Here is a 20081-nt window from a genome sequence, read left to right as displayed (position 1 = left end):
AGATATATATTATGAAAAAAATTACGATTATGTTAGCCTGCGGTAATGGAATGTCAACCAGCCTTTTGGCTAATAAAATGCAAGCAGCAGCTGATAAAGAAGGACTAGATGCCGAAGTATTCGCCGGAGCTGTTAAAACAATTCCTCAAGAAATGGATAAAAGACATCCCGATGTTGTTTTGATTGGACCACAAGTAAGATATGTAGTTCCCGAATTAAAAGAAAAGTTATCAGTGCCAGTTGAGATGATCAATACTATGGATTATGGATTGATGAATGGTGAACATGTTTTAGCAACAGCTAAAAAACTCATCTCTCAAAATAATTAGAAAGAAAGTTAATTATGAAATATGCAGCTGAGCTCTGGCCAGTTCTAAGCGATTACGAGAAAGATCCAGATTATACCCTGTCAAAATTAAAAAACATTGGTTATGACGGCATTGAGATGTTTGGAATCTCAAAATTCACTCCAAGTGAGTTAAAAGCCTTGATAGCTAAAAGCAAGCTTGTCCTTTCAGGGTATCAATTACCCTGGACTCAATTTCAAGGTAACCAATTAAAGCAAACTATTCTTTATCAAAAAGAATTGGGCAACAAGCATATCATCATTGATGCTTTAGGTGGACCTTGGGAATCAGGTCACAAAATATCAGAAAATACTATCAGTATGTGGCAAGCCCATGCCGCCAGAATAAACCAAATCAATGATGAACTTAAAGAAAATAATATGGACCTAACCTACCATACTCATGACTATGATTACGGCGAATTAATCGAGGGTACTGTGCCATCATTGGAAATATTATTAAAAAACATTTCACCATCAGTCAACATTGAAATCGATACCGGTAATTGTATCGAAGGTGGAAAATCACCTAGCAAATATATCAAAAGTCTTAAGGGACGTGTCCCCTTTGTACATTGCAAACCCTATGCGAAATCTCTCCAATACGAAGTTCGCCTAGGTTCGGATAAAGATGAGAATAATTGGTCTGAAATATTCAATTCTGCTCAGAATTCAGGAACAAAATGGCTCGTCGTTGAACCTGAATCTCTAACCTTAGGCAATATATTCGATGTTTTAGATGATTCTTTGAAACAATTAAAGACATTTACCAAAGATTAATCAAAAAAGGTCGCTCACAATTAATGTGAGCGACCTTTTTTGATTAAATGGCCTTAGACAAGACCCAATCTTTAACATCCCCATGACTCAAATTAACTTTTTTAACTGAGCGAACTGAGAAATTATTCTTCTTATAAAATGTTACATTTTTAGTTGTATTAGTTTCCAAAATAATGTTTCGGTAACCAATCTTTTTCACGTAAGGACTGATATGATTGTTCAACATCTTACTACCGATTCCTTGACCACGCAAGGATTTATCAACTGCTAGATATTCAACAACGCACTTCTTCTTACCCTTAACTTTATCGAAAAGATCTTCAAACTTAAAGATATCGAATGCATTGAAACCATTGAATCCACTCTTAAGGATTTCAGGCAATATCTTCAAACCATCCATTGTTAGATAATCCCAATAACTGATCTGTCTGCCTTGATTAAATTCAATTAGCGCAACTGCTCTAGGCGTACCCTTTCCGTCAGCTCCAACATAAACCAAACCTTTTTTCATAAATACATTAACCTCAAGTGCAAAATATTTGCGCATTAACTTGTCAAATTTAGCACTAGAACGAAATTCTTGTTGGAACATGTTCTTAGTGGTGATGTATTCTTTAAATGATTCTGTGAGTAAATTTATTATCTGGGGTTTATCACTATTCAACCCGCTTCGAAAATCCAAAAATATGACCTCCTTTAAACAGCCATGTATCCATCATAGTCACTTAAATACGAAATGTCCATTAATATAGAAGATTAAAAATTATTTATGTGCCAAAAGTCATTTTTATTGTATATTTTTAACAAAAAAGTTTAGGTAAAATATTAGACATTAATATAAATGCATAGTATGCTTACTTATAATGTGAGAATTTCAGTTTAAACCGATACCTAAGTTCAACTCAGGGTATCGGTTTTCTTATAATCAACTACTATCGGCAGATGGTAGTTTTTTTGAACTGAAAAGTAAATTTACGGAGAGGGGAATATATGGGGAAAAATAAAAAATCGATTTATATTCTAGTATTTAGTAACTTTTTAATCTGTCTAGGAATTGGTCTGGTTATTCCTGTAACACCATTCATCAAGAATGAGTATCACTTTACCACCTCGCAAATGGGTGTCATGACTTCACTCTTTGCCTTTGCACAGTTCGTCGCATCACCAATCGTTGGTAAGATGTCGGATAAAATTGGTCGTAAGCCGGTTATTGTTTTCGGTCTTTTCACGTACATGATCTCTGAATTCATCTTCGCCGTGGCAACAACTCTACCTATCTTTAATCTTTCTCGTATCATCGGTGGTTTATCAGCTGCCATGGTTATTCCCACTTCGATGGCTCTAGGATCCGATCTAACTACTTTGAAGGATCGTGCTAAAGTCATTGGATGGCTATCTGCCGCTTTTAGTGGTGGATTAATCTTAGGACCAGGACTAGGCGGGATTTTAGCTGGTATCAGTTATAAGACACCATTCTGGGTTGCTGGTGTCTTGAGTATTACTAGTGCTATCTTTACGCAAATCTTCCTGAAGGAAAACAAAGATACCATCGAACTCGAGGAACATGAAGCCGAGAAAAAGGCTGCCGAAAAAGGTACTATTCGTTCAATTTTGACATTACCAATGGTCATGCTATTCGGGATGATTTTGGTATCATCATTTGGACTTCAAGGATTCGAAAGTATCTATAGTATTTATGTTAACCAAGTCTTCAACTTTGGCTTGAGCACGATTGCCTTGGTTTTGACCTTAAACGGAATAATTTCTCTAATCCTACAAGTGGCAGCGTTCAACTGGATCATTAGTAAAATTGGAGAAATGCGTTTGATCAGTATTGCATTCTTACTCAGTGCTGTCTGTGTCTTCTGGATCACTCAAGCACATTCACATGTTGAAGTTATCGTGGCAACGTTGGTTATCTTCTCATCATTTGACTTATTGAGACCAGCAATTACAACTTTACTGACTAAGTCGAGCAGATCTAATCAAGGTTTGATCAACGGAATGAACATGTCATTGACTAGTGTCGGTAATGTTATCGGGCCCTTGATGTCAGGGGCATTGATGGACTGGAATACACATTATCCATACTTAGTTGTTACTGTTATTTTAGCGTTATCATATTTGCTAACATTTATTGTTCGAAAACATCCGATTGCACAAGCAGAATAATTTCGTATACCAAAAAGACTAGAAAGCTTAATCGTTTTCTAGTCTTTTTATTTATGTCTCCTTATAAAATATAACGTAATCAATTGGCACAGCCAGATGAAAATATAGAACGCACCTAAAACTAATAACGACAAAATTTTAACTTTAGGAGTCTGAACAGCACCTGCACCATCGACCTTTCGCATCAATATGAAAGCTGACCCTATAACAAATAAAACGAACCACAACAGATTGATCCTCCACCAAGCCTGCATTAACTCACCTCTTCTTCCAAATCATCTGATAATCTTTTTCGTTATTTTCATCCATACTTTCTGAAGAAATATTAAAATTATTTTTTTCATAAAACCTAACAGCATTTTTATTTCTTGCATAAACGTTCAAGGTTAATTGGTCATAACGTTGCTTGAGATAATCTAATAATTGTTTACCAATTCCCTGATTGCGGGCCTCTTTTTTTACAAAGATACCAGCAATATAACTTTCTGTTAAACCAGTGAATCCTTGAATGCCTTGTTCATCCAGTACATAAATATCTGCTTGTTTAAATTGTTCCTTAACTTCATTTAAATGATTTATCCAATAATTCTTATCAATAAAATTATGTGCTTCTAAATTACCATTGAGCCAAATGTCGCCAACAGTATCAATTTCACTTGGTTTCATTCTTCGAATCATATTTGCCATCCACCTTTATTTTTGCTAAAATAATCTGAAATCATTAAACACCGCCGGGTGTCACTTACAAAAGTATTCTCATTAATTCCGTTAGGCCAAAGAAGGAATTGATGGGGATACTTCTTTTTTTGGAGGAAAATATTATGAATTGGATCTATTTAATCACCGCCGGATTGTTCGAAGTCGTTTGGGCCACTACTATGAAACTCAGCCACGGTTTTACTAAATTAAACTACACACTTATGACCATTGTTGGTCTCGCTATAAGTATGGGATTGCTAGCTTTAGCGGTGAAAAAAATGCCCATGAGCCTTGCCTATCCAATCTGGACTGGTATTGGAGCAGTTGGTTCAATTATTGCTGGAGTTGTTCTCTTTGGTGATAAACTATCGCCATTAACTTGGTGCTTTGTTGTCCTACTATTAGTCAGTATTGTTGGTATTAAATTTACTTCTGGAAGTTAATTTAATTCTAACAAATTTTGAAGGTTAATTGATGACATCGGTTACATTTTAGCTTATGCTTTAATCATAGTTGAAAGGATGCGATATTATGTTGACACCTGAGGAATTACACGCTGAAATGAAGGAATATAATGAATTCCAAATGAAACTTGTTCAAGAAAATCCTTGGTTGATTCCTGCTTCAATTGCTCTAACAACCATTCCCATGGCTATTTGTGTACATGGCTTTTGGAAGAATCGCCAACTGAGTAAAATGCTTAAAATTGAACGTGAAAAAACTAAGCAATTGGTTTTAGGACCTACTGTTACTGACAAAAATGATAAGGTTTGTTGCAATAAAAAGCCTAATAAGTTTGTATTAGGCCATCACGAAAGCAAAAATTATCGTCCATTTAAATTCCATTAATAATTTGTGTTACCCATTAACTTGCGGTAACACTTTTTTTATGGGTAAAATATGAATGATAATATCGATTCCGAGGGGAAAAAATGAAGAAAATAAAGATTGCATCAATTCTATTACTTTTGACCGTCTTAACCATGCCACTTGTAGCTACTAGCGCACAGGCTGCTGCTGCTCCCAAGGCCAAGGATCTAACTTCCATAACTCAAAGTGTTAACCACGCTGCACCTGATTCACCAATAATTTTTTCACATCGTGGCAGTCCTTACAATAATCCGGATCACTCATTCAGTGGCTACAATCAAGCTATCAAGGATGGAACACAGTACATCGAACAAGATGTTTGGCTGAGCAAGGATAATAAATTATATGTTTCCCACGATGACAATCTTAAAAAATCAACTGGGCACAACGTTACAATTTCAACATCTAATTCAAATAAAATCGACCAAGTTAAGTTACATAATGGTGAAAAAATCCATCAATTAAAAGAAGTTTTTAATCGCTATGGAAAAAAAGTTCACTATATTATAGAAACTAAAAAAAATGCTGGCGATAATACCGATACCGAAAAAGCCCTCGTTAAAGAATTAAAACGTTATAAGATGACTAACAATGTCATTATGCAGGATGAAAGTTTACCAGGTATTGAAGCTGTTCATAAATCCTTAAAAAACGTTCCCACACTCTGGTTGCTAGATTCCGTCACTGAACGTCAATACCGTGAACAAATTGAAAATGCCCCACGTTATATCAAATTTATTTCAATCAGATTGGATCAATGGACTCCTAAATTAGTTAAACTGGCTCATAAAAATGGTTTTAAAACTAACGGTTGGATTCTCAATACATATAATGACAATTACAATGCTCTGAATACTTTGAAATTGGACAGTGTCTTCACGAATAATACCAAAGAGACATCTCAATTAATTAACCGTTGGAAATAGCGATGATACCGAAACGGAGTACCTTTCTAAAAAATGTTTGTTATACACCACTTGTTTTTGGTCGAGTTAATAAGAAATTAAATTTGTCACTTTCAAATGAAGAAGTTCAATCTTTGGTCAATCGGATTATTTCGGATGAGAAAACCATTATACATAAAACTGGTAAAAATTATTACTTACAAAATAAAACAATTGAATTAGTTATCAATTCATTCAACTATCGTTTAATCACCGCAAACAAAAAATCGTCGAATTAATCGACGATTTTTTTGTTTGCGGTGATTCGCGGTAAAATCGTAAAAATAATTAAACCAATCAAGAACAATACACTAATTGACGCCGCTCCAATTGTTGATTGTCCAGTCATTTGTGTAACAATGGCAACGATAAATGGCCCCATGACCGCTGAAAATTTACCTAAAATGTTATAAAATCCGTAAAATTCACTACCTGATTTTTTAGGAATAATTTTACCAAAGTATGAGCGACTCAAAGCCTGTAAACCACCTTGGCTTGTTCCGACCAATAATGCTAAAATCCAGAAATCTCGACTTGTCTTTAGATTCAGAGCATACAAACAAATGATAAAGTACACGCTGATTCCTAATAAAATTCCTTTACGAGTTGAAGTTTTATCAGCCAACCAGCCAAAGAATATCGAGAAAGGAAAGGCCACTAATTGCACGACTAGCATCACAATCATCAGTTCATTAGTTTTGATACCAATGTCCATCCCAATCGCTGTAGCCATCGTAAAAATAGTATCCACACCATCAATATAGAAGAAATACGCAACCAAAAACCAAGCTACCTTTTTATATTGTTTAATATGATGCAGCGTTTGAATAACACGTTTAAAGCTGTCGGCCAATGGTGCTGAATTGCTAGATACCGAAAATTTTTGCTGAACATTTTTTTGTAACGGAATGTAGAAAATAATCCACCAAACTGCCGCAATCACAAAACTCCACCGAGCGATTCCCGTACCATCTAGTTTCCCAAAGCCACTAGTCAATTGCAGGATTAGGAAGAATATGAACGCTATTACTCCTCCAAGATACCCATAAGCATACCCATGTGTGGATATCCTGTTCATATCTTTATCATCAGCAACATCAATCAGGAAACTATCGTAATACAAGTTACTAGCAGAATAGCCGATGGCCGAAAAAACATACACAACTAACAGCCACTGCCATTGATCAGCTGGCACCATTGCTAAACCAAAGGTCATGACAATTCCAAGCCAACAGAAAATATTTAACATTTTCTTTTTAAAATGTGGATAATCTGCCAGTGCACCAAGAAATGGAGCTAATAATGACACTAATAAGGTACTAAAACTGTTAGCATAACCCCAGATAGCGGTTGACCCTGCTGCTGAAACATGTTGTGTTTGGGCAATCGATTTAAAATAAATCGGTAAGACAGCTGTAGTAACAATAATTCCATAAGCTGAATTTGCCCAATCATAGAAGATCCAACTCCATTGTTCTTTATTTATTCTCAAATAGATAACCCCTTTTCAGAGCTCTCTCCCCAGTTGTTTTTAGTATAGCTTAACCATGCTTTTATTTTGATTGGTATATTCGTATAAAAAAAAATAAAGAAATAAGTAAGTCTGTTTATATCTTGGGCTTAATTTCGTATTTGCCGCATTTCTTTATATCCTAGATATATAAAAAAACTCCCCATAGCAAAGCTAACAAAATCATTAAACCAATCAAGACCAACTTGTTTACGGAAGAATATATCAGTAATTGATAGTAGAAAAAGTACCCCAATCCATAGGTTTAAGGACTTATACCACTTAAATGTCATATAGAGATTTTTTCCAGTTACATCTTTGCGTGCCTTAAGCATGAACAAAATTATAGCTAAGAGATTAAATAAATTATTCAGCACATCTAATTTAGTCACTCCTTTAGGAAATATAAAAGAGATTGAAAGTAAGAAAAATATTGCAATCCAAAAATTTATAGATTTATACAATTTCATAATAATCATCTTTTTTCTGATTTATTAGTTATATACCTTTCACTTTAAGGCAATTTCTATACACGAATTATATCCTCTCAAATTTGATGGAGTTCTGTACAAATCTTAGTTATTACATAATGTACAAAAAAAGGGTTAACCTTAAATTTACTTAACTTAGTAAAATTCAAGATTAACTCTTGTTTAGTTATATATATGCAGTGGCTCTGAAACGAGTTACACAGGCCAATTTCTTCCGCTTTGCCTAACTTCCCGGGCCTGTTCCACTCTCTACTTAAAACGAGTTACATAAGGGCAACTTCTTCCGCTTTTCATGACTAAGCAAATCACACGCAAACCCAGCGTGTAATTCACTTAGTCACGAAAATGCTCGGGAGCTGACCGTCCTTATTTCACTCTCTACTTTTCTTCGATTCCTTTTCCGACATAGGTATCTTCAAGTACTTGTTTCAATTCTGAGATTAATGGCTCCTTAGGATTAGTGAATGAGAATTGATCTCCAAATGTTGCAGCTGCTAAGTCATCTAATTTACTATCGAAATCTTTCTTGTCGATATAGTTATCTTTAAGGCTTAGTTTAATACCCACAGCATGTGCTAAATCAACGATTTTCTTAACTAATGCATCTTTCAAAGCACGTTCATCTTTGCCGCTCAAACCGATGTAACTGGCGATAGCCGCGTAATCTGAATCGGCTCTGAAGCTTTCATATGCTGGCCACATTGTCATCTTAGTAGGTTGCTCGAAGTTATAGTTAATAACTTGTGGCAAAGCTACGATTGATGCTAGGCCATGTCTGATTCCATAAACATTTGTCAAAACATCTGTGATTGAGTGAGCCACACCTGCAAAGGCATTTCCGTATGAAAGTCCGGCTAACGTAGAAGCATTGTGCATTTCTTCTTGAGCATCTTTGTCACCAGCAACTGCCTTCTCTAAGTTTTCAAAGACTAACTTGATAGCTTGAAGTGCTGATGGTCTTGTGTAATCTGATGCCATGTTGGCAACGTATGATTCAACGGCATTAGTCAATACATCCATACCAGATTCAGCCATGATGTCTTTTGGCATTGTTTCAACAAATTGTGAATCAATGATAGCAACATCAGGGGTCAATGCATAGTCAGCGATTGGGTACTTAGTACCTGTCTTAGTATCGATGATTGAACTAAATGGTGTAACTTGGTCGCCAGAACCAAATGTTGTTGGAATGGCAACAAATTGAGCTTTTTCAGGCTTAGGGAACTTGTAGGTACGTTTTCTAATATCAATGAAGCCTTGCTTTGCACCGAATAGATCAACATCTGGATGCTCATAGAATAACCACATATCCTTAGCAGTTTCCATTGTTGTACCGCCACCCAAGGCGATGATCGTATCAGGTTTGAACAAGTTCATTTGTGTAACACCGCGTTGAACGATGTCAGTTGTAACAATATTATCAACATCAGAGAACATTGAATATTCAACGTTAACTTTACTACGCTTCAATTCATCAGTAATTGTATCCACGTAACCTAATTGAACCATCACTGGATCACAGACGATAAAGGCACGTTTCATACCTTGTAGGTCCTCTAAGTAACGAACTGATGTCTTTTCATAGTAAACTCTTGGTTGTTTAATCCATTGCATATTATTTCTCCGTTGAGCGATTGTCTTAATGTTAAGCAAATCAAATGAAGATACGTTATGAGAAATAGAATTCTTCCCCCATGAACCAGTTCCAAGGGTAAGTGATGGAATCATTTCGTTGTAAAGATTACCAATACCACCAATAGCAGCAGGAGTATTAACTAGTACACGACTAGCTTTCATCTTGATACCAAATTCAGTAGCGAGATCTTCATCCATTGTGTGAATACCAACTGTGTGACCAAGTCCACCGAAGTGCAATAATTCGTTAGCCTTTTCAAAGCCTTCTTTATGACCAGCAACTTTGAAAACAGATAGAACTGGTGAAAGTTTTTCAGCTGAAAGTGGTTCATTTGGACCAACCTTGCTCAATTCAACACCAAGAACCTTTGTATCATCTGGAACCTTGATACCAGCAAGTTTAGCAATGGCTAGAGCTGATTGACCGGCGATCGGACCTTTAACACCACCATTTGGATTGAACATGGCATCAGCTAGCTTCTTATAATCAGCTTTTTTGATGAAGAATACTTTGTTCTTTTCAAGTAATGACTTAACTTCGGTATAAATATCAGCATCAACAATAGCACTATTTTCAGCGGCACAAACCATACCATTATCGAAAGTCTTTGAAATCATAATATCGTTAACAGCACGTTTGATATTAGCAGTCTTTTCGATATATGCAGGGCCATTACCAGGTCCAACACCTAAAGCAGGTTTTCCTGTTGAATAAGCTGCCTTGACCATACCAGGGCCACCAGTAGCCAAGACACTAGCAACGCCTTCGTTATTCATTAAATATGAAGTTGCTTCGATACTTGGTTTTTCAACCCATTGGATAACACCTTCAGGAGCACCAGCTTCAACGGCAGCTTTGAGCATTACCTTAGCTGCGGCAACTGAACACTTTTGAGCTTGAGGATGGAAACCAAAAATAATTGGGTTACGTGTCTTCAAGGCAATCAATGACTTAAACATAGCTGTTGAAGTTGGGTTAGTAACCGGTGTAACACCAGCTAAAACACCAAGTGGTTCAGCGACTTTGATTAAACGATGTTCTTTATCATTCTCAATGATACCAACGGTTTTATCACGTTTGATTGAGTGCCAAATTTCTTCGGTAGCGAACATATTCTTGATAACTTTATCTTCAACTAAACCACGGCCAGTTTCTTCGTAAGCTAGTTTTGCTAAATCAAAACTGGCATTCAAACCAGCAATAGCCATTTGGTGAACAATGTGATCAACTTGTTCTTGTGTAAATCCGTCCATAATTTCCAAAGCCTTTTGAGCTTTAGCAACCATCGCATCAATAACAGGTTTTACATCGTCTTTTTCTTCAACCTTTGTGTCTTTAGAACCTTTCAACATCTGATTACCTCCAAGATTTAAAAGCTATATTTGTTAACTAATTCACGTTTTATCTTATCACTGTGTATCTTTTGTTCAAGTATTTTATTCCGATTAATCAATGTAAACGTATTCACGTTGATATATCAACACGTAGAGGTGAAAAATTGGTATCTTTAAAAATTTCACATCAAATAAATATGCAATCCAATTGTGAATATTTCTTCACAAAGTAGGCTGAATCAGCCTTTTTAATTCACAAAAAAAGAAGCTGAATGAAATTTCAGCTTCACTTTGTGAATTATTTGTTATCTAAACATAGTCTTTGTTGCACGAGCCATTACCTTTGGATCCTTTTCGTAATGGTGCATTGGTGTCATTTCTGATAATGGAATGTTGAGCAATGTGTATACAGCACGTTGAGCAGCACGGAATGAATATTGTTCTGTAAAGACCATATCGAATGGTTGTTCACAGAATTGACTGATAAAGGCCAAGTTCTTACTGTGTTCTGGTACAACATCAGGACGATCTCCAACAGCTCTTTGATTGAACAAAGCACTGGCATAAGGCATATGTGTAGGGATTACATTGACGATACTGTCCATAATTTCTTGTTTATGGTTAGCAATATTGTCTTTACTTGGATCAACTGCTGCCAATTGACCAAGGAATTCTTCAAGCATTTCCTTACCTGTCATTTCGATAACTGGTTTTTGAACATAGTCACCATTTCTTCTTGGATACATGAAGTAACCCCAGAAGACTGATTCATTAGGTTTTTGTGCCTTAAAGTGTGGTTGATGGTGAACAACGAGTGACATCAAAGGTGTACTGTGAATCCACGTGTTCAAAGCATTACCAGGTTCTTGTTGTGTGATACGAGCAATTTCGTTAACTAAGTAGTGATTATTAGTTGTAACTGTAAAACTCATCCATTCACTTTGAGTACGATCATTAAAGAATTTATCAGGATTACCTAGTGAATAGAACTTCTCGGCAGCTTTCTTCCAAAGCATGGCACTTGGTGCGTATTCCATATTTTCTTTAACAGGTGTGTCGTAATCACCAATTGATGAACTGTCTGTGATAGAACCATTAGTATCAAATACTAAGTCATTTTCAGCAATGTCGATATGACCTTCTTTGTTGTCATTGTCGACTTCTTCATACTTCATTCCTGTAACAATAATGTCATCTTGAAGCGGTGTATCCTTAAATTCCAAGTCAGTAACTTTACGGTTATTGATGAAGGTTACGCCACGGTCTTCCAAATACTTGCGCATTGGAATAATAATACTTTCATATTGGTTATAAGGGGTTCTAGTAACACCTTCCAAAGTATTGATACGAGTGAATTCAAGAATCATACGGTTCATGTAACGACGTAATTCCATTGCGGAACTAGAACGTTTGAAAGCAAAAGTTGTTTGCCACATATACCAGAAATTTGTTGTGAAGAAATGTGGTGTACTTACAAACCATTCAGCAATACTGATATTGTTTAAAGTTTCTTCATCCTTTTCAGGAGTCAACATCAACTTGCTTAACAAGTAACGTTCCTTATTAGTAAATTGCATGTGTCTGTAATTATCTTTATTAGGCTTGTTACGAGGGCCATCATCATCCATCAAACGACCAACATCATGTGTTGGATGTGCGTGGTCAAAGTTCAAAATATCATCAGTAACAGTTTGACCAGGGTGATCCAAGGATGGAACTGAACGTAATAAGTCCCAGAGATTTTCATATGTTTCTTCATTCAACATACGTCCACCTTTAGCTAGGAATCCCTTGTTGTTAGTCAAAGCTTGGTTACTATATTCATCCTCATAGTCCTTAACTGGGGCACCATCATTGGCACCGTGTGTTTCAAGACCCATCATAGTGATTTGATCACCATTGAAGCCACCATCACGAATTAAATAAATACCAGCAGCTAAATTCCCAATACCGGTACCAATCATGTAGGCTTTTCTTGTCATAATAACTGACCTCCATTCAAATCTTCCTATTTCATCTATACACTTTAAATATAGCAGTTCCATTTTAAAAGTAAAGGCTTTCATTGCCGATATATCAAACAATTCTAATCTATTTTTTGAGGGGCGTCTCCAGGTGTCAGTAAAATAGTCCCGCTATGAGGACCGAGTCGAGCCAAGGTTTCGCCTCTCGATTTGAAGACTTGCCAAAGTTCAGCAAGTCTCCAAAGTCGTCCTGTGGTGTAATGGCTAAAGCCATAACGCCGGGACTACTTTACTGACACCCTCCGTCTTATCCGTTGTTTGATTTATCACCTTGATATGTAAAATTTATTATTTAAAAAGCTCCTTGATTGCAAAAAAATATCGCATGTAATCATTTTTTGATTACTTTGCGATATTTTTTTTAATCATTTATGACAGTAATTTATAGAAATTTTTTATCGAGACAATTGCTCGGTTTCGTTTCACTCTCTAATCACTGTATTTTGTTAATCTTACGACATCTCTAACAATCATCAACTCTTCATCTGTTGGTACTACTAATACCTTTACAGTTGAATCTTCACTACTAATGATTGCTGTTCCTTCAGCATTTTCATTGGCTTCTTTATCGATTTTTACACCCATATAGTTAAAACTATTAGCTATGTCAGCACGGATCTCAGCATTTTTAGCTCCGGTTCCAGCTGTGAAAATCAATACATCTACACCACTTAGTAATGCAATGTATGAACCAATATATTTAACTATTCGGTTAATATAAATTCTAATTGCCAAGTCAGAACGATCATTTTCATCTCTAGTTGCTAATAAATCACGCATGTCTGGCGAGACTCCAGAAATTCCTAATAAACCTGACTTAGTATTTAAAACTTTAACCATTTCAGTTGGGTCAGTAATTTTTAACTTTTGCATCAAATAGGCTACTAACGATGGATCAATATCACCTGAACGAGTGCTCATTGTGATACCGGCTAAGGGTGTGAATCCCATTGATGTATCAACGGATTTCCCATCTTCAATGGCATCAATTGAAGCCCCGCTACCCAAGTGACATGAAATAATCTTCAAATCATTTAGTGGTTTATGCAAGTAATCGGCGGCAGCTTGGGAGACATATCTGTGGCTTGTTCCGTGAGCTCCAAATTTACGAACACCATATTTTTCATAATATTCGTAAGGAATACTATACAAGTAATTAACTGGATCCATTGTCTGATGGAATGATGTGTCAAAAACAGCTACTTGTGGCACATCTGGAAGAATTTTTTCGAACGCTTCGATTCCATCTGCTTGACCAGGATTGTGCAAAGGTGCGAACTCAGAAAGATTCTTAATTTGTTGAACCACACGTGGCGTAACAACAGCGGAGTCTTTAAAAATACTACCACCGGCAACTACTCGGTGACCAACACCTGTAATTTCATCATAACTATTGATAATTTTAAGGTCGATCAACTTATCGAGCATTTTGTTAACGGCGGTCGTGTGATCAGGAATATCACCCATCTCACTGATCTTTTTGCCATCAAACTCAACTTCAAATACAGAGTCAGATAGGCCTAATCGATCAACCATCCCTTTAGCAACAACTTTTTCATCGGGTACTGTGTATAGTTTCCACTTCAATGTAGAGCTACCAGAATTAACGGCCATGATTTTAGACATTTAATCTCACCTAACCTTTAAAATTTTTCGCCCAGTCTTGCAACTGGTCCTTAAACCCTTCAAACAACTTTGGATTATTGGTATCTGGTATTGTGCCCATCAAAACATTTCCTACTTGCTTAGCATTGCCACCGTGTTTTTGTAAAACAACGATTGCTTTTTGAGCTTCTTTTGAAGCAAATAATGTAGCAGGTAAATCAAGAACAGCTTGTAAATATACGCTGGAAACCATCCACTCGGATAATTTCTTAGCTTGATCTGTTTGGAAAATTTGTGAAGGTACAATGAATATACCGATTCCACCATCATTTAAATTTTTCATCGTTTGTTCAATCAATAAATGATGCGCATAAGAATGGCCCTCATCGGATTTCGTCTTGAACTTTGCTGCATTCTCGTCAACTGGATAATAACCAACTGGTAAATCAGCAACGGCCATATCAATATCAGTAATATCCCATTCGGCAATGCTATCTTGATGATAAGCATCCAAATTAAGATTCATCACTTCACTGAAAGACTTTGCCAAAGATACCAAAGTATCATCGTTATCAAGTGCCGCAGCATTAATTTTGTACTTATCTGTCATGTTCAATTGTTCAATAAACTCAATCAATAAGTTACCAGTTCCAACAGTCGGATCAACTACGTTGACACTTGTCTTATTTTGAACACTTAAAACCTCATAAGCAATGAGACTAGCAATCAAACCAATTGCATCGGGAGTCATCAACTTGTTAACTTCAGTTTTATCATCCTTTTGAGCTTTGATAATTGCAACAGTAATTGCTTGCTTTAGTTGTGAAGGCGTTAAATTTAAATCTTTTAAATCTTTGTAAAGCGCCTCTAATTTAGCGACAGTATCCTTATCTGGAACATCATTCTCCACATAAACTTTACCATCAGAAATATTAGTCAATGTTTCAGCAAGTGCATCAACGTTACCGACCTTCAAGGACTCTCCCAATAATGTATTGGCTTCATTTAGTTTTTCAAAATACGACTGCATATCTTTTTCGGACATAGTTAACCTCTTTGCTTAATAATAAAATTTTAACGTTGGAACTGATTTAATTCAAGGATTCACAAAATTACTTAAGGATTTTTCTTTAGTTTGATTATGAATTTTTGCTTTAATTTGTTGTCGATATATCTTGTCTAACTGCCGGTAATCATTGATTTGATTGCTTAAATAAGACGTACTATAACCGACAACCATAATTGAAACCGCAAGTACTAATATACTATTTAACAGTACGGTTCCGCCATGTTTTTGATTGTCGAAAAACATTTTACGGATCATTGATCAGACACATCTGTGAAGTTTGACCGGCTTTATTCTCTGTTGTAATGATAACCAAATTCTCAATTTTTTCAATCCTTAACTTTTGTACATTTGTCATCATCGGTTCATAACCTCCTTGTGTAGCGGTTGTTTTCCTTAAAATTCTTCCCCTGTCATACGAATCAAGTACCATTCTGTCTTCACCCTTATTTTGATAAACAATACTTCCCTCATCAACTTTCCACAAAGTACTGTGTAACAATAATTCTTGCAATTTTTCTTGAGTAACATGCCAGCGTAATTGATCTCGAAAGGTCGTTTGTTGAACCCTATGTAGTATTTGCAAGGATTGTTGAAGAATTCCTAAAGTCATAATTGTTATCATCAACGCTACTACGGCCTCATACAAAACAAATCCTGAATGTTTATTTGAAAATTTTATAAACATTTTTGTTTACTTCCACCTGATAAAAATTTTGATTCTGTGTGAAATAATAACTCTGGCCCTTAATAATTAATTTATTAGGAAAATTTCTAGCAAACTTGTTATCCTTATTTTTTATATGCAATAAAATTATTTTATCTGCATTGACTCGCTCCTCCCAGTAATTAATCAACTTAAATTGCTCATTTACACAATAGCTTAACGTCAAAATAATCATTAGTGAAATAGCAAAAGCAGTCAGTGATTCAATCAGAACAAAACCATCATGTTTTTTCTTCAATAATTTCACCCCATCCTAACTGAACTGTATATTTATACGTTTTGTTAGTTAAAGTTGATTTAATGGTTATCGTTACTGGAGAAGCTTGACCAGAACTACTGATTGTATACTCCTTTTGGGAATTCTCGTTAAAACTCATTGTAGAAGGGAGTTTTCTTTTTATTTCTTTGGTCTTCTTATTCTCCGCTGATATATCAAAAATAATTGTATTTTTATTATCAATCATGAATTTACTACTGTGGTGCGTTAAATACGCATGGTTAAAAGCCCCCTTAAACGTATCCTTAAACCATTCTAATGACTGTTTTTCCTCAAGTCTTGCTTGATAATCCTTGAGATTATACAGTGAAACAGTTGTTAATAAACAGAATATTCCTAGCCCAATCACTGTTTCTAGAAGAGTAAATCCTAATCTAGGACTTTGGCGTAACAATCTCATGTTTCCCAAGTTTTGCACTTTCTTCAAGAATATTATCCGTTTCTCCGATTATCCTTTTAGCTTTATTAACTTGAGCATCAGTTATATAATTTCCATCTTTCAAATCTTTAATTGTCACAACCTCTTTATCCTTATCAGTATTTGATTTTTCAGGATGATTCTCCATGTAGAGTCCCGCCTGTGTAACTAGCGTTGTTTTAAAAGCCTCTTCTGATCGCTTACTGGCATTATCCTTTTGTTGAACCAAATTAGGAATCATGATCAACAACAACAACGAGATAATAAACAGTACAATTACCATTTCAATTAGTGTAAAAGCTTTACGAGTTTTTTTCATTAGGACATCCCTTTCATCATTCCATATATTGGCATTAGAACCATTAAATAAGTAACAACTACTACTAAAGCGATAATTCCAAATAGTATTGGCTGTACCAGATTCAACAGTTTTTTCAAATTTTTTTGTGTCTCTTCAAACTTTAATTCTGACATCAGTAATAAATCATCTGCTAATTGTGAACCACTTTCGCCAGCTTCTAATAGCACTCGCAATTGTTTTGGCAATAGCGGTTCATTATCGATCAATTCCAACATACTTTTACCCACTGTTAAATTTTTAACGAATTTATCCGCTAAATAAACTTGAATTGAACCCTTTTGAAAGCGATTATTGGATTCACAAATATCAAATAGATTCATCCCGCTTCCAAGCTGCATTCCCAGACCTTGTAAAATTAAGAATTGAAAAAAGCTCAAATATATTTGGCCAATTGATGGCAGTTTCACAAGGATCAACGCCTTTTGATATTCTGCCTTTCTACGAATATTCCAAGCAAAAATTAGACTTCCAAATATAATGGTCACAATGGATACCAGCAATACTTGTAAAAACAGATCAATATTCTTGCCACCATCCGCAATTTCTAACTGTGGAATAATATAAATTTTCATCCCTATAAGCATCGTAAAAAGAAAGGCCAAGATGAAACATGGATATGCCAGCAATTCTTTCAATTTGCTTTTCTGTCGAGCCTGATTTTTCAATAATTGACCCGTTTGTTCGAGAGACAAGGCAATATTTCCGTGTTCTTGAGCAATAACCAATTGATTAAAAATTACTGTTGGCAGTTGCAAATGTCGTAATGCTTGTGAAATCATCTGACCGCTTTGTAAATCCTGATTGATTTTTTCAAATATTTTTTGACGATCATCAAGTAAGCGTAAACAATTAATTGATTGACTTAGTGAAAAACCATTTTTCAGTAACTTACTAATAATCAATAAATACTCAGCCTGTTGACTCGTTTTGATTTTCTTATCCGAAAATAAATTCTTGGTAAGTATCTTCATTAATTTGACCCATTTGATATGAATTTTGTAACAGTTGTTTCCAATTGTCATCAGTAATATCTTGCTTGATAAACGCTCTAATTTCATCATTTTCCATAATATCGAGGAATAGTTTCAAGTCATATTCAGTTGGTACTAATCGTTGGTAGGAAATGTAATTTACCGCATTGAGAATCTCGGTATCATTAATACCAAATTGGCGCAATCGTTGGATAACCGAATACTTTGATTTACCATGAATCGTTGTCATGACTGTATAGCCACATATTGCGGCCTGAATGGCTTGTTTGGCAGTTTGACTATCACGTATTTCGCCAATGATCAAAACCTCAGGGCGGTGTCTCAAACTCGTTTTAATCAACTCTTCATAAGTCATACCTGCTTCAGTATTGACCTGCAATTGTAGAAAATTATCCTCAGCAATTTCAATCGGATCTTCAATACACATAACTTTCTTATTACAGCTCAATTGGCGACCTAAGGCATACATCAATGACGTTTTGCCTGATCCCATCGGACCAGCAAAAATCATCATGCCCTTTCGTTTGGAAATCGGCATCAGCTCTTCGATAATTTCCTCATCAATTTGCGAATTCAATTCTGGTGGATAAATCAAACGAACAACCATTGATTCACGATTCTTAAAATCACCGACAGAAGATATACGAATAAAAATATTTCGATTTTGGTAAATAAAATTAAAAGCGCCTTTTTGTGCTCGACGTCTTTCTGAAACATCCAATCCAGAATTAAATTTCAAATAATTCATGATCGACATTGTCTCCTCAATCGTTAAATCGGCGACGGTATAACTTTGCAGCGAATTTCGAGCCTCTAAATGGTAGAATCCATCCCGCGGGAAAAAATAAATATCAGAAATCTTATTTGTACATGCTTCAGTTAATAAATTACTTACCATTGTTTCAGCAGTCATATCTCAACCTCCCTTCTGTAAAAAATTACGAAAAAAAAAGACTACCGACAAAAGTCAGTAATCTTTATTTTTTTAAATTATTCTTCATCGTCATCATCTGCAGCAGCAGTAAAGACTTCTGAAATATCTTCATCATCTTCCAATTGGTCGATCATGTGTTCAAATTGTTCTTGTTTATCTGCTGGAACTGGAGTTGTATTTTGAGGGATCATTGTCAACTCTGAGTCGGCAAGTACATAGCCCTTTTCAATTAATCCGTCACGAACAGCAGCGAATTCTTTGGCTTCAGTATAGATTTCATAAGCGTCATCAGATGTTTGAAGATCGTCAGCACCGAGATCCATGATATCCATTAAAACAGTATCTTCATCTTGAGCATTCTTTGAACGGTCAAGAACGATATAACCTTTACGGTCAAACATGTAAGCAACTGAACCACTTGAGCCCAGGCTTCCTCCGTTACGGGTAAATGCAACACGTACGACAGAAGCGGTTCTGTTTTTGTTATCTGTCAAAGCTTGTACTAAAACTGCAACTCCACCTGGAGCGTAGCCTTCGTATGTAACTTCATCATAATGGTCATCACTACCGCCATCAGCCTTATCCAAGGCACGTTTGATGTTGTCCTTTGGCATATTGGCTGCACGAGCTTTATCTACTATTAAACGAAGGGCAGCATTATCGTTAGGATCGGAACCACCCGCCTTAGCCGCCATAAATAGTTCACGAGACAACTTTTGGAAGATTTTACCACGCTTAGCATCTTGGGCATTCTTTCTACCTTGAATGTTATGCCATTTTGAGTGTCCTGACATTTCTGTTTCCTTCTTTCATGATTATTATAAACCGCATTTTATTTTATCAAAGTAAGCGCGTTATTACAATATTTGGAGCATAAATAACCATGAATTTTAAC

Annotated in this window: 23 protein-coding genes; 7 read left to right on the top strand and 16 right to left on the bottom strand. The window is 35.8% G+C overall.

All coding sequences use genetic code 11. The features are described from left to right. Positions 1–11 precede the first annotated feature (11 nt). A complete protein-coding gene (locus FFM71_RS02525) occupies positions 12–329 on the top strand; it encodes a PTS sugar transporter subunit IIB (protein ID WP_137610622.1) in 318 nt (105 codons plus the stop codon). A 14-nt stretch (positions 330–343) separates the two neighbouring features. Beyond that, the gene (locus FFM71_RS02520) at positions 344–1126 is read left to right on the top strand and encodes a sugar phosphate isomerase/epimerase family protein (protein ID WP_137610621.1); all 783 of its coding nucleotides are present in this window, start codon (positions 344–346) and stop codon (positions 1124–1126) included. 43 nt (positions 1127–1169) lie between these two features. Here the strand turns inward: FFM71_RS02520 and FFM71_RS02515 are convergent, their stop codons facing one another. Continuing rightward, on the bottom strand, positions 1170–1808 hold the full coding sequence (locus tag FFM71_RS02515; protein WP_137610620.1) for a GNAT family N-acetyltransferase: 639 nt from the start codon (positions 1806–1808) through the stop codon (positions 1170–1172). A 308-nt stretch (positions 1809–2116) separates the two neighbouring features. On the opposite strand from FFM71_RS02515, the gene FFM71_RS02510 reads away from it, so the two are divergent. Then, the gene (locus FFM71_RS02510; protein WP_137610619.1) at positions 2117–3298 is read left to right on the top strand and encodes an MFS transporter; all 1182 of its coding nucleotides are present in this window, start codon (positions 2117–2119) and stop codon (positions 3296–3298) included. Between the two features lie 47 nt (positions 3299–3345). On the opposite strand, the gene FFM71_RS13870 is transcribed toward FFM71_RS02510, so the two are convergent. Together FFM71_RS13870 and FFM71_RS02500 are read right to left on the bottom strand one after the other, a co-directional pair. Beyond that, positions 3346–3552 (bottom strand): DUF3923 family protein, encoded by a 207-nt coding sequence (locus FFM71_RS13870; protein ID WP_137610618.1) that lies wholly within the window; start codon positions 3550–3552, stop codon positions 3346–3348. 4 nt (positions 3553–3556) lie between these two features. Beyond that, on the bottom strand, positions 3557–3976 hold the full coding sequence (locus tag FFM71_RS02500) for a GNAT family N-acetyltransferase (RefSeq protein WP_137610617.1): 420 nt from the start codon (positions 3974–3976) through the stop codon (positions 3557–3559). Positions 3977–4119: 143 nt separating this feature from the next. Here FFM71_RS02500 and FFM71_RS02495 point away from each other — a divergent pair, with 143 nt between their 5' ends. The 4 genes from FFM71_RS02495 (at position 4120) to FFM71_RS02480 (ending at position 6050) form a co-directional block, all read left to right on the top strand. After that, complete coding sequence (locus FFM71_RS02495) at positions 4120–4440, top strand: DMT family transporter (RefSeq protein WP_137610616.1); 321 nt, start codon at positions 4120–4122, stop codon at positions 4438–4440. 88 nt (positions 4441–4528) lie between these two features. Further along, the gene (locus FFM71_RS02490) at positions 4529–4846 is read left to right on the top strand and encodes a transposase (protein WP_137610615.1); all 318 of its coding nucleotides are present in this window, start codon (positions 4529–4531) and stop codon (positions 4844–4846) included. Between the two features lie 83 nt (positions 4847–4929). Further along, positions 4930–5793: a glycerophosphodiester phosphodiesterase gene (locus FFM71_RS02485; protein WP_137610614.1), complete on the top strand. Its 864-nt coding sequence runs from the start codon at positions 4930–4932 to the stop codon at positions 5791–5793. A 2-nt stretch (positions 5794–5795) separates the two neighbouring features. Beyond that, a complete protein-coding gene (locus FFM71_RS02480) occupies positions 5796–6050 on the top strand; it encodes a DUF3781 domain-containing protein (RefSeq protein ID WP_137610613.1) in 255 nt (84 codons plus the stop codon). Here the strand turns inward: FFM71_RS02480 and FFM71_RS02475 are convergent. From FFM71_RS02475 to FFM71_RS02415, 13 genes are all read right to left on the bottom strand, one after another. Continuing rightward, on the bottom strand, positions 6047–7303 hold the full coding sequence (locus FFM71_RS02475) for an MFS transporter (protein WP_137610612.1): 1257 nt from the start codon (positions 7301–7303) through the stop codon (positions 6047–6049). The genes FFM71_RS02480 and FFM71_RS02475 overlap by 4 nt on opposite strands. 128 nt (positions 7304–7431) lie before the next feature. Continuing rightward, positions 7432–7791: a hypothetical protein gene (locus FFM71_RS02470; protein ID WP_137610611.1), complete on the bottom strand. Its 360-nt coding sequence runs from the start codon at positions 7789–7791 to the stop codon at positions 7432–7434. A 399-nt stretch (positions 7792–8190) separates the two neighbouring features. After that, on the bottom strand, positions 8191–10800 hold the full coding sequence (gene adhE, locus FFM71_RS02465; protein WP_137610610.1) for a bifunctional acetaldehyde-CoA/alcohol dehydrogenase: 2610 nt from the start codon (positions 10798–10800) through the stop codon (positions 8191–8193). Between the two features lie 287 nt (positions 10801–11087). Further along, positions 11088–12764 carry an oleate hydratase gene (locus FFM71_RS02460; RefSeq protein WP_137610609.1) on the bottom strand — a complete coding sequence of 559 codons (1677 nt, stop codon included), beginning with the start codon at positions 12762–12764 and terminating at the stop codon, positions 11088–11090. Between the two features lie 471 nt (positions 12765–13235). After that, entirely contained in the window at positions 13236–14432 is a 1197-nt protein-coding gene (locus FFM71_RS02455) for an acetate/propionate family kinase (RefSeq protein WP_137610608.1), read from the bottom strand. Positions 14433–14442: 10 nt separating this feature from the next. Further along, positions 14443–15456, bottom strand: a complete 1014-nt coding sequence (locus FFM71_RS02450; RefSeq protein ID WP_137610607.1) for a class I SAM-dependent methyltransferase — start codon at positions 15454–15456, stop codon at positions 14443–14445. Positions 15457–15724: 268 nt separating this feature from the next. Continuing rightward, entirely contained in the window at positions 15725–16165 is a 441-nt protein-coding gene (locus tag FFM71_RS02445) for a ComGF family competence protein (protein WP_137610606.1), read from the bottom strand. Beyond that, complete coding sequence (locus FFM71_RS02440) at positions 16143–16442, bottom strand: hypothetical protein (protein ID WP_137610605.1); 300 nt, start codon at positions 16440–16442, stop codon at positions 16143–16145. Before FFM71_RS02440 ends, FFM71_RS02445 begins: the two co-directional genes overlap by 23 nt. Beyond that, on the bottom strand, positions 16426–16875 hold the full coding sequence (locus FFM71_RS02435) for a type II secretion system protein (RefSeq protein ID WP_223876460.1): 450 nt from the start codon (positions 16873–16875) through the stop codon (positions 16426–16428). Before FFM71_RS02435 ends, FFM71_RS02440 begins: the two co-directional genes overlap by 17 nt. Beyond that, positions 16856–17218, bottom strand: a complete 363-nt coding sequence (locus FFM71_RS02430) for a prepilin-type N-terminal cleavage/methylation domain-containing protein (protein WP_137610603.1) — start codon at positions 17216–17218, stop codon at positions 16856–16858. Before FFM71_RS02430 ends, FFM71_RS02435 begins: the two co-directional genes overlap by 20 nt. Continuing rightward, complete coding sequence (locus tag FFM71_RS02425; RefSeq protein WP_137610602.1) at positions 17218–18231, bottom strand: type II secretion system F family protein; 1014 nt, start codon at positions 18229–18231, stop codon at positions 17218–17220. Before FFM71_RS02425 ends, FFM71_RS02430 begins: the two co-directional genes overlap by 1 nt. Further along, complete coding sequence (gene comGA, locus FFM71_RS02420; protein ID WP_137610601.1) at positions 18197–19165, bottom strand: competence type IV pilus ATPase ComGA; 969 nt, start codon at positions 19163–19165, stop codon at positions 18197–18199. The genes FFM71_RS02425 and comGA overlap by 35 nt, the downstream gene beginning before the upstream one ends. Positions 19166–19242: 77 nt before the next feature. After that, complete coding sequence (locus FFM71_RS02415) at positions 19243–19980, bottom strand: YebC/PmpR family DNA-binding transcriptional regulator (protein WP_137610600.1); 738 nt, start codon at positions 19978–19980, stop codon at positions 19243–19245. Positions 19981–20081 lie beyond the last annotated feature (101 nt).

It is taken from the genome of Companilactobacillus huachuanensis, from assembly GCF_005404815.1.
Classification (GTDB): Bacteria; Bacillota; Bacilli; order Lactobacillales; family Lactobacillaceae; genus Companilactobacillus; species Companilactobacillus huachuanensis.
Note: the sequence above shows the minus strand (reverse complement) of the source record. Positions and strands in the feature narration are given on the sequence as shown.

Bases quoted from the DNA above. Each gene is read 5' to 3' on its own strand.
- FFM71_RS02445 (WP_137610606.1), bottom strand. From the start codon at position 16,165: ATGTTTATAAAATTTTCAAATAAACATTCAGGATTTGTTTTGTATGAG.
- FFM71_RS02500 (WP_137610617.1), bottom strand. From the start codon at position 3,976: ATGATTCGAAGAATGAAACCAAGTGAAATTGATACTGTTGGCGACATT.
- FFM71_RS02415 (WP_137610600.1), bottom strand. From the start codon at position 19,980: ATGTCAGGACACTCAAAATGGCATAACATTCAAGGTAGAAAGAATGCC.
- FFM71_RS02490 (WP_137610615.1), top strand. From the start codon at position 4,529: ATGTTGACACCTGAGGAATTACACGCTGAAATGAAGGAATATAATGAA.
- FFM71_RS02520 (WP_137610621.1), top strand. From the start codon at position 344: ATGAAATATGCAGCTGAGCTCTGGCCAGTTCTAAGCGATTACGAGAAA.
- FFM71_RS02470 (WP_137610611.1), bottom strand. From the start codon at position 7,791: ATGAAATTGTATAAATCTATAAATTTTTGGATTGCAATATTTTTCTTA.
- FFM71_RS02450 (WP_137610607.1), bottom strand. From the start codon at position 15,456: ATGTCCGAAAAAGATATGCAGTCGTATTTTGAAAAACTAAATGAAGCC.
- FFM71_RS02485 (WP_137610614.1), top strand. From the start codon at position 4,930: ATGAAGAAAATAAAGATTGCATCAATTCTATTACTTTTGACCGTCTTA.
- adhE (WP_137610610.1), bottom strand. From the start codon at position 10,800: ATGTTGAAAGGTTCTAAAGACACAAAGGTTGAAGAAAAAGACGATGTA.
- FFM71_RS02510 (WP_137610619.1), top strand. From the start codon at position 2,117: ATGGGGAAAAATAAAAAATCGATTTATATTCTAGTATTTAGTAACTTT.
- FFM71_RS02455 (WP_137610608.1), bottom strand. From the start codon at position 14,432: ATGTCTAAAATCATGGCCGTTAATTCTGGTAGCTCTACATTGAAGTGG.
- comGA (WP_137610601.1), bottom strand. From the start codon at position 19,165: ATGACTGCTGAAACAATGGTAAGTAATTTATTAACTGAAGCATGTACA.
- FFM71_RS13870 (WP_137610618.1), bottom strand. From the start codon at position 3,552: ATGCAGGCTTGGTGGAGGATCAATCTGTTGTGGTTCGTTTTATTTGTT.
- FFM71_RS02460 (WP_137610609.1), bottom strand. From the start codon at position 12,764: ATGACAAGAAAAGCCTACATGATTGGTACCGGTATTGGGAATTTAGCT.
- FFM71_RS02495 (WP_137610616.1), top strand. From the start codon at position 4,120: ATGAATTGGATCTATTTAATCACCGCCGGATTGTTCGAAGTCGTTTGG.
- FFM71_RS02480 (WP_137610613.1), top strand. From the start codon at position 5,796: ATGATACCGAAACGGAGTACCTTTCTAAAAAATGTTTGTTATACACCA.
- FFM71_RS02430 (WP_137610603.1), bottom strand. From the start codon at position 17,218: ATGAAAAAAACTCGTAAAGCTTTTACACTAATTGAAATGGTAATTGTA.
- FFM71_RS02525 (WP_137610622.1), top strand. From the start codon at position 12: ATGAAAAAAATTACGATTATGTTAGCCTGCGGTAATGGAATGTCAACC.
- FFM71_RS02425 (WP_137610602.1), bottom strand. From the start codon at position 18,231: ATGAAGATACTTACCAAGAATTTATTTTCGGATAAGAAAATCAAAACG.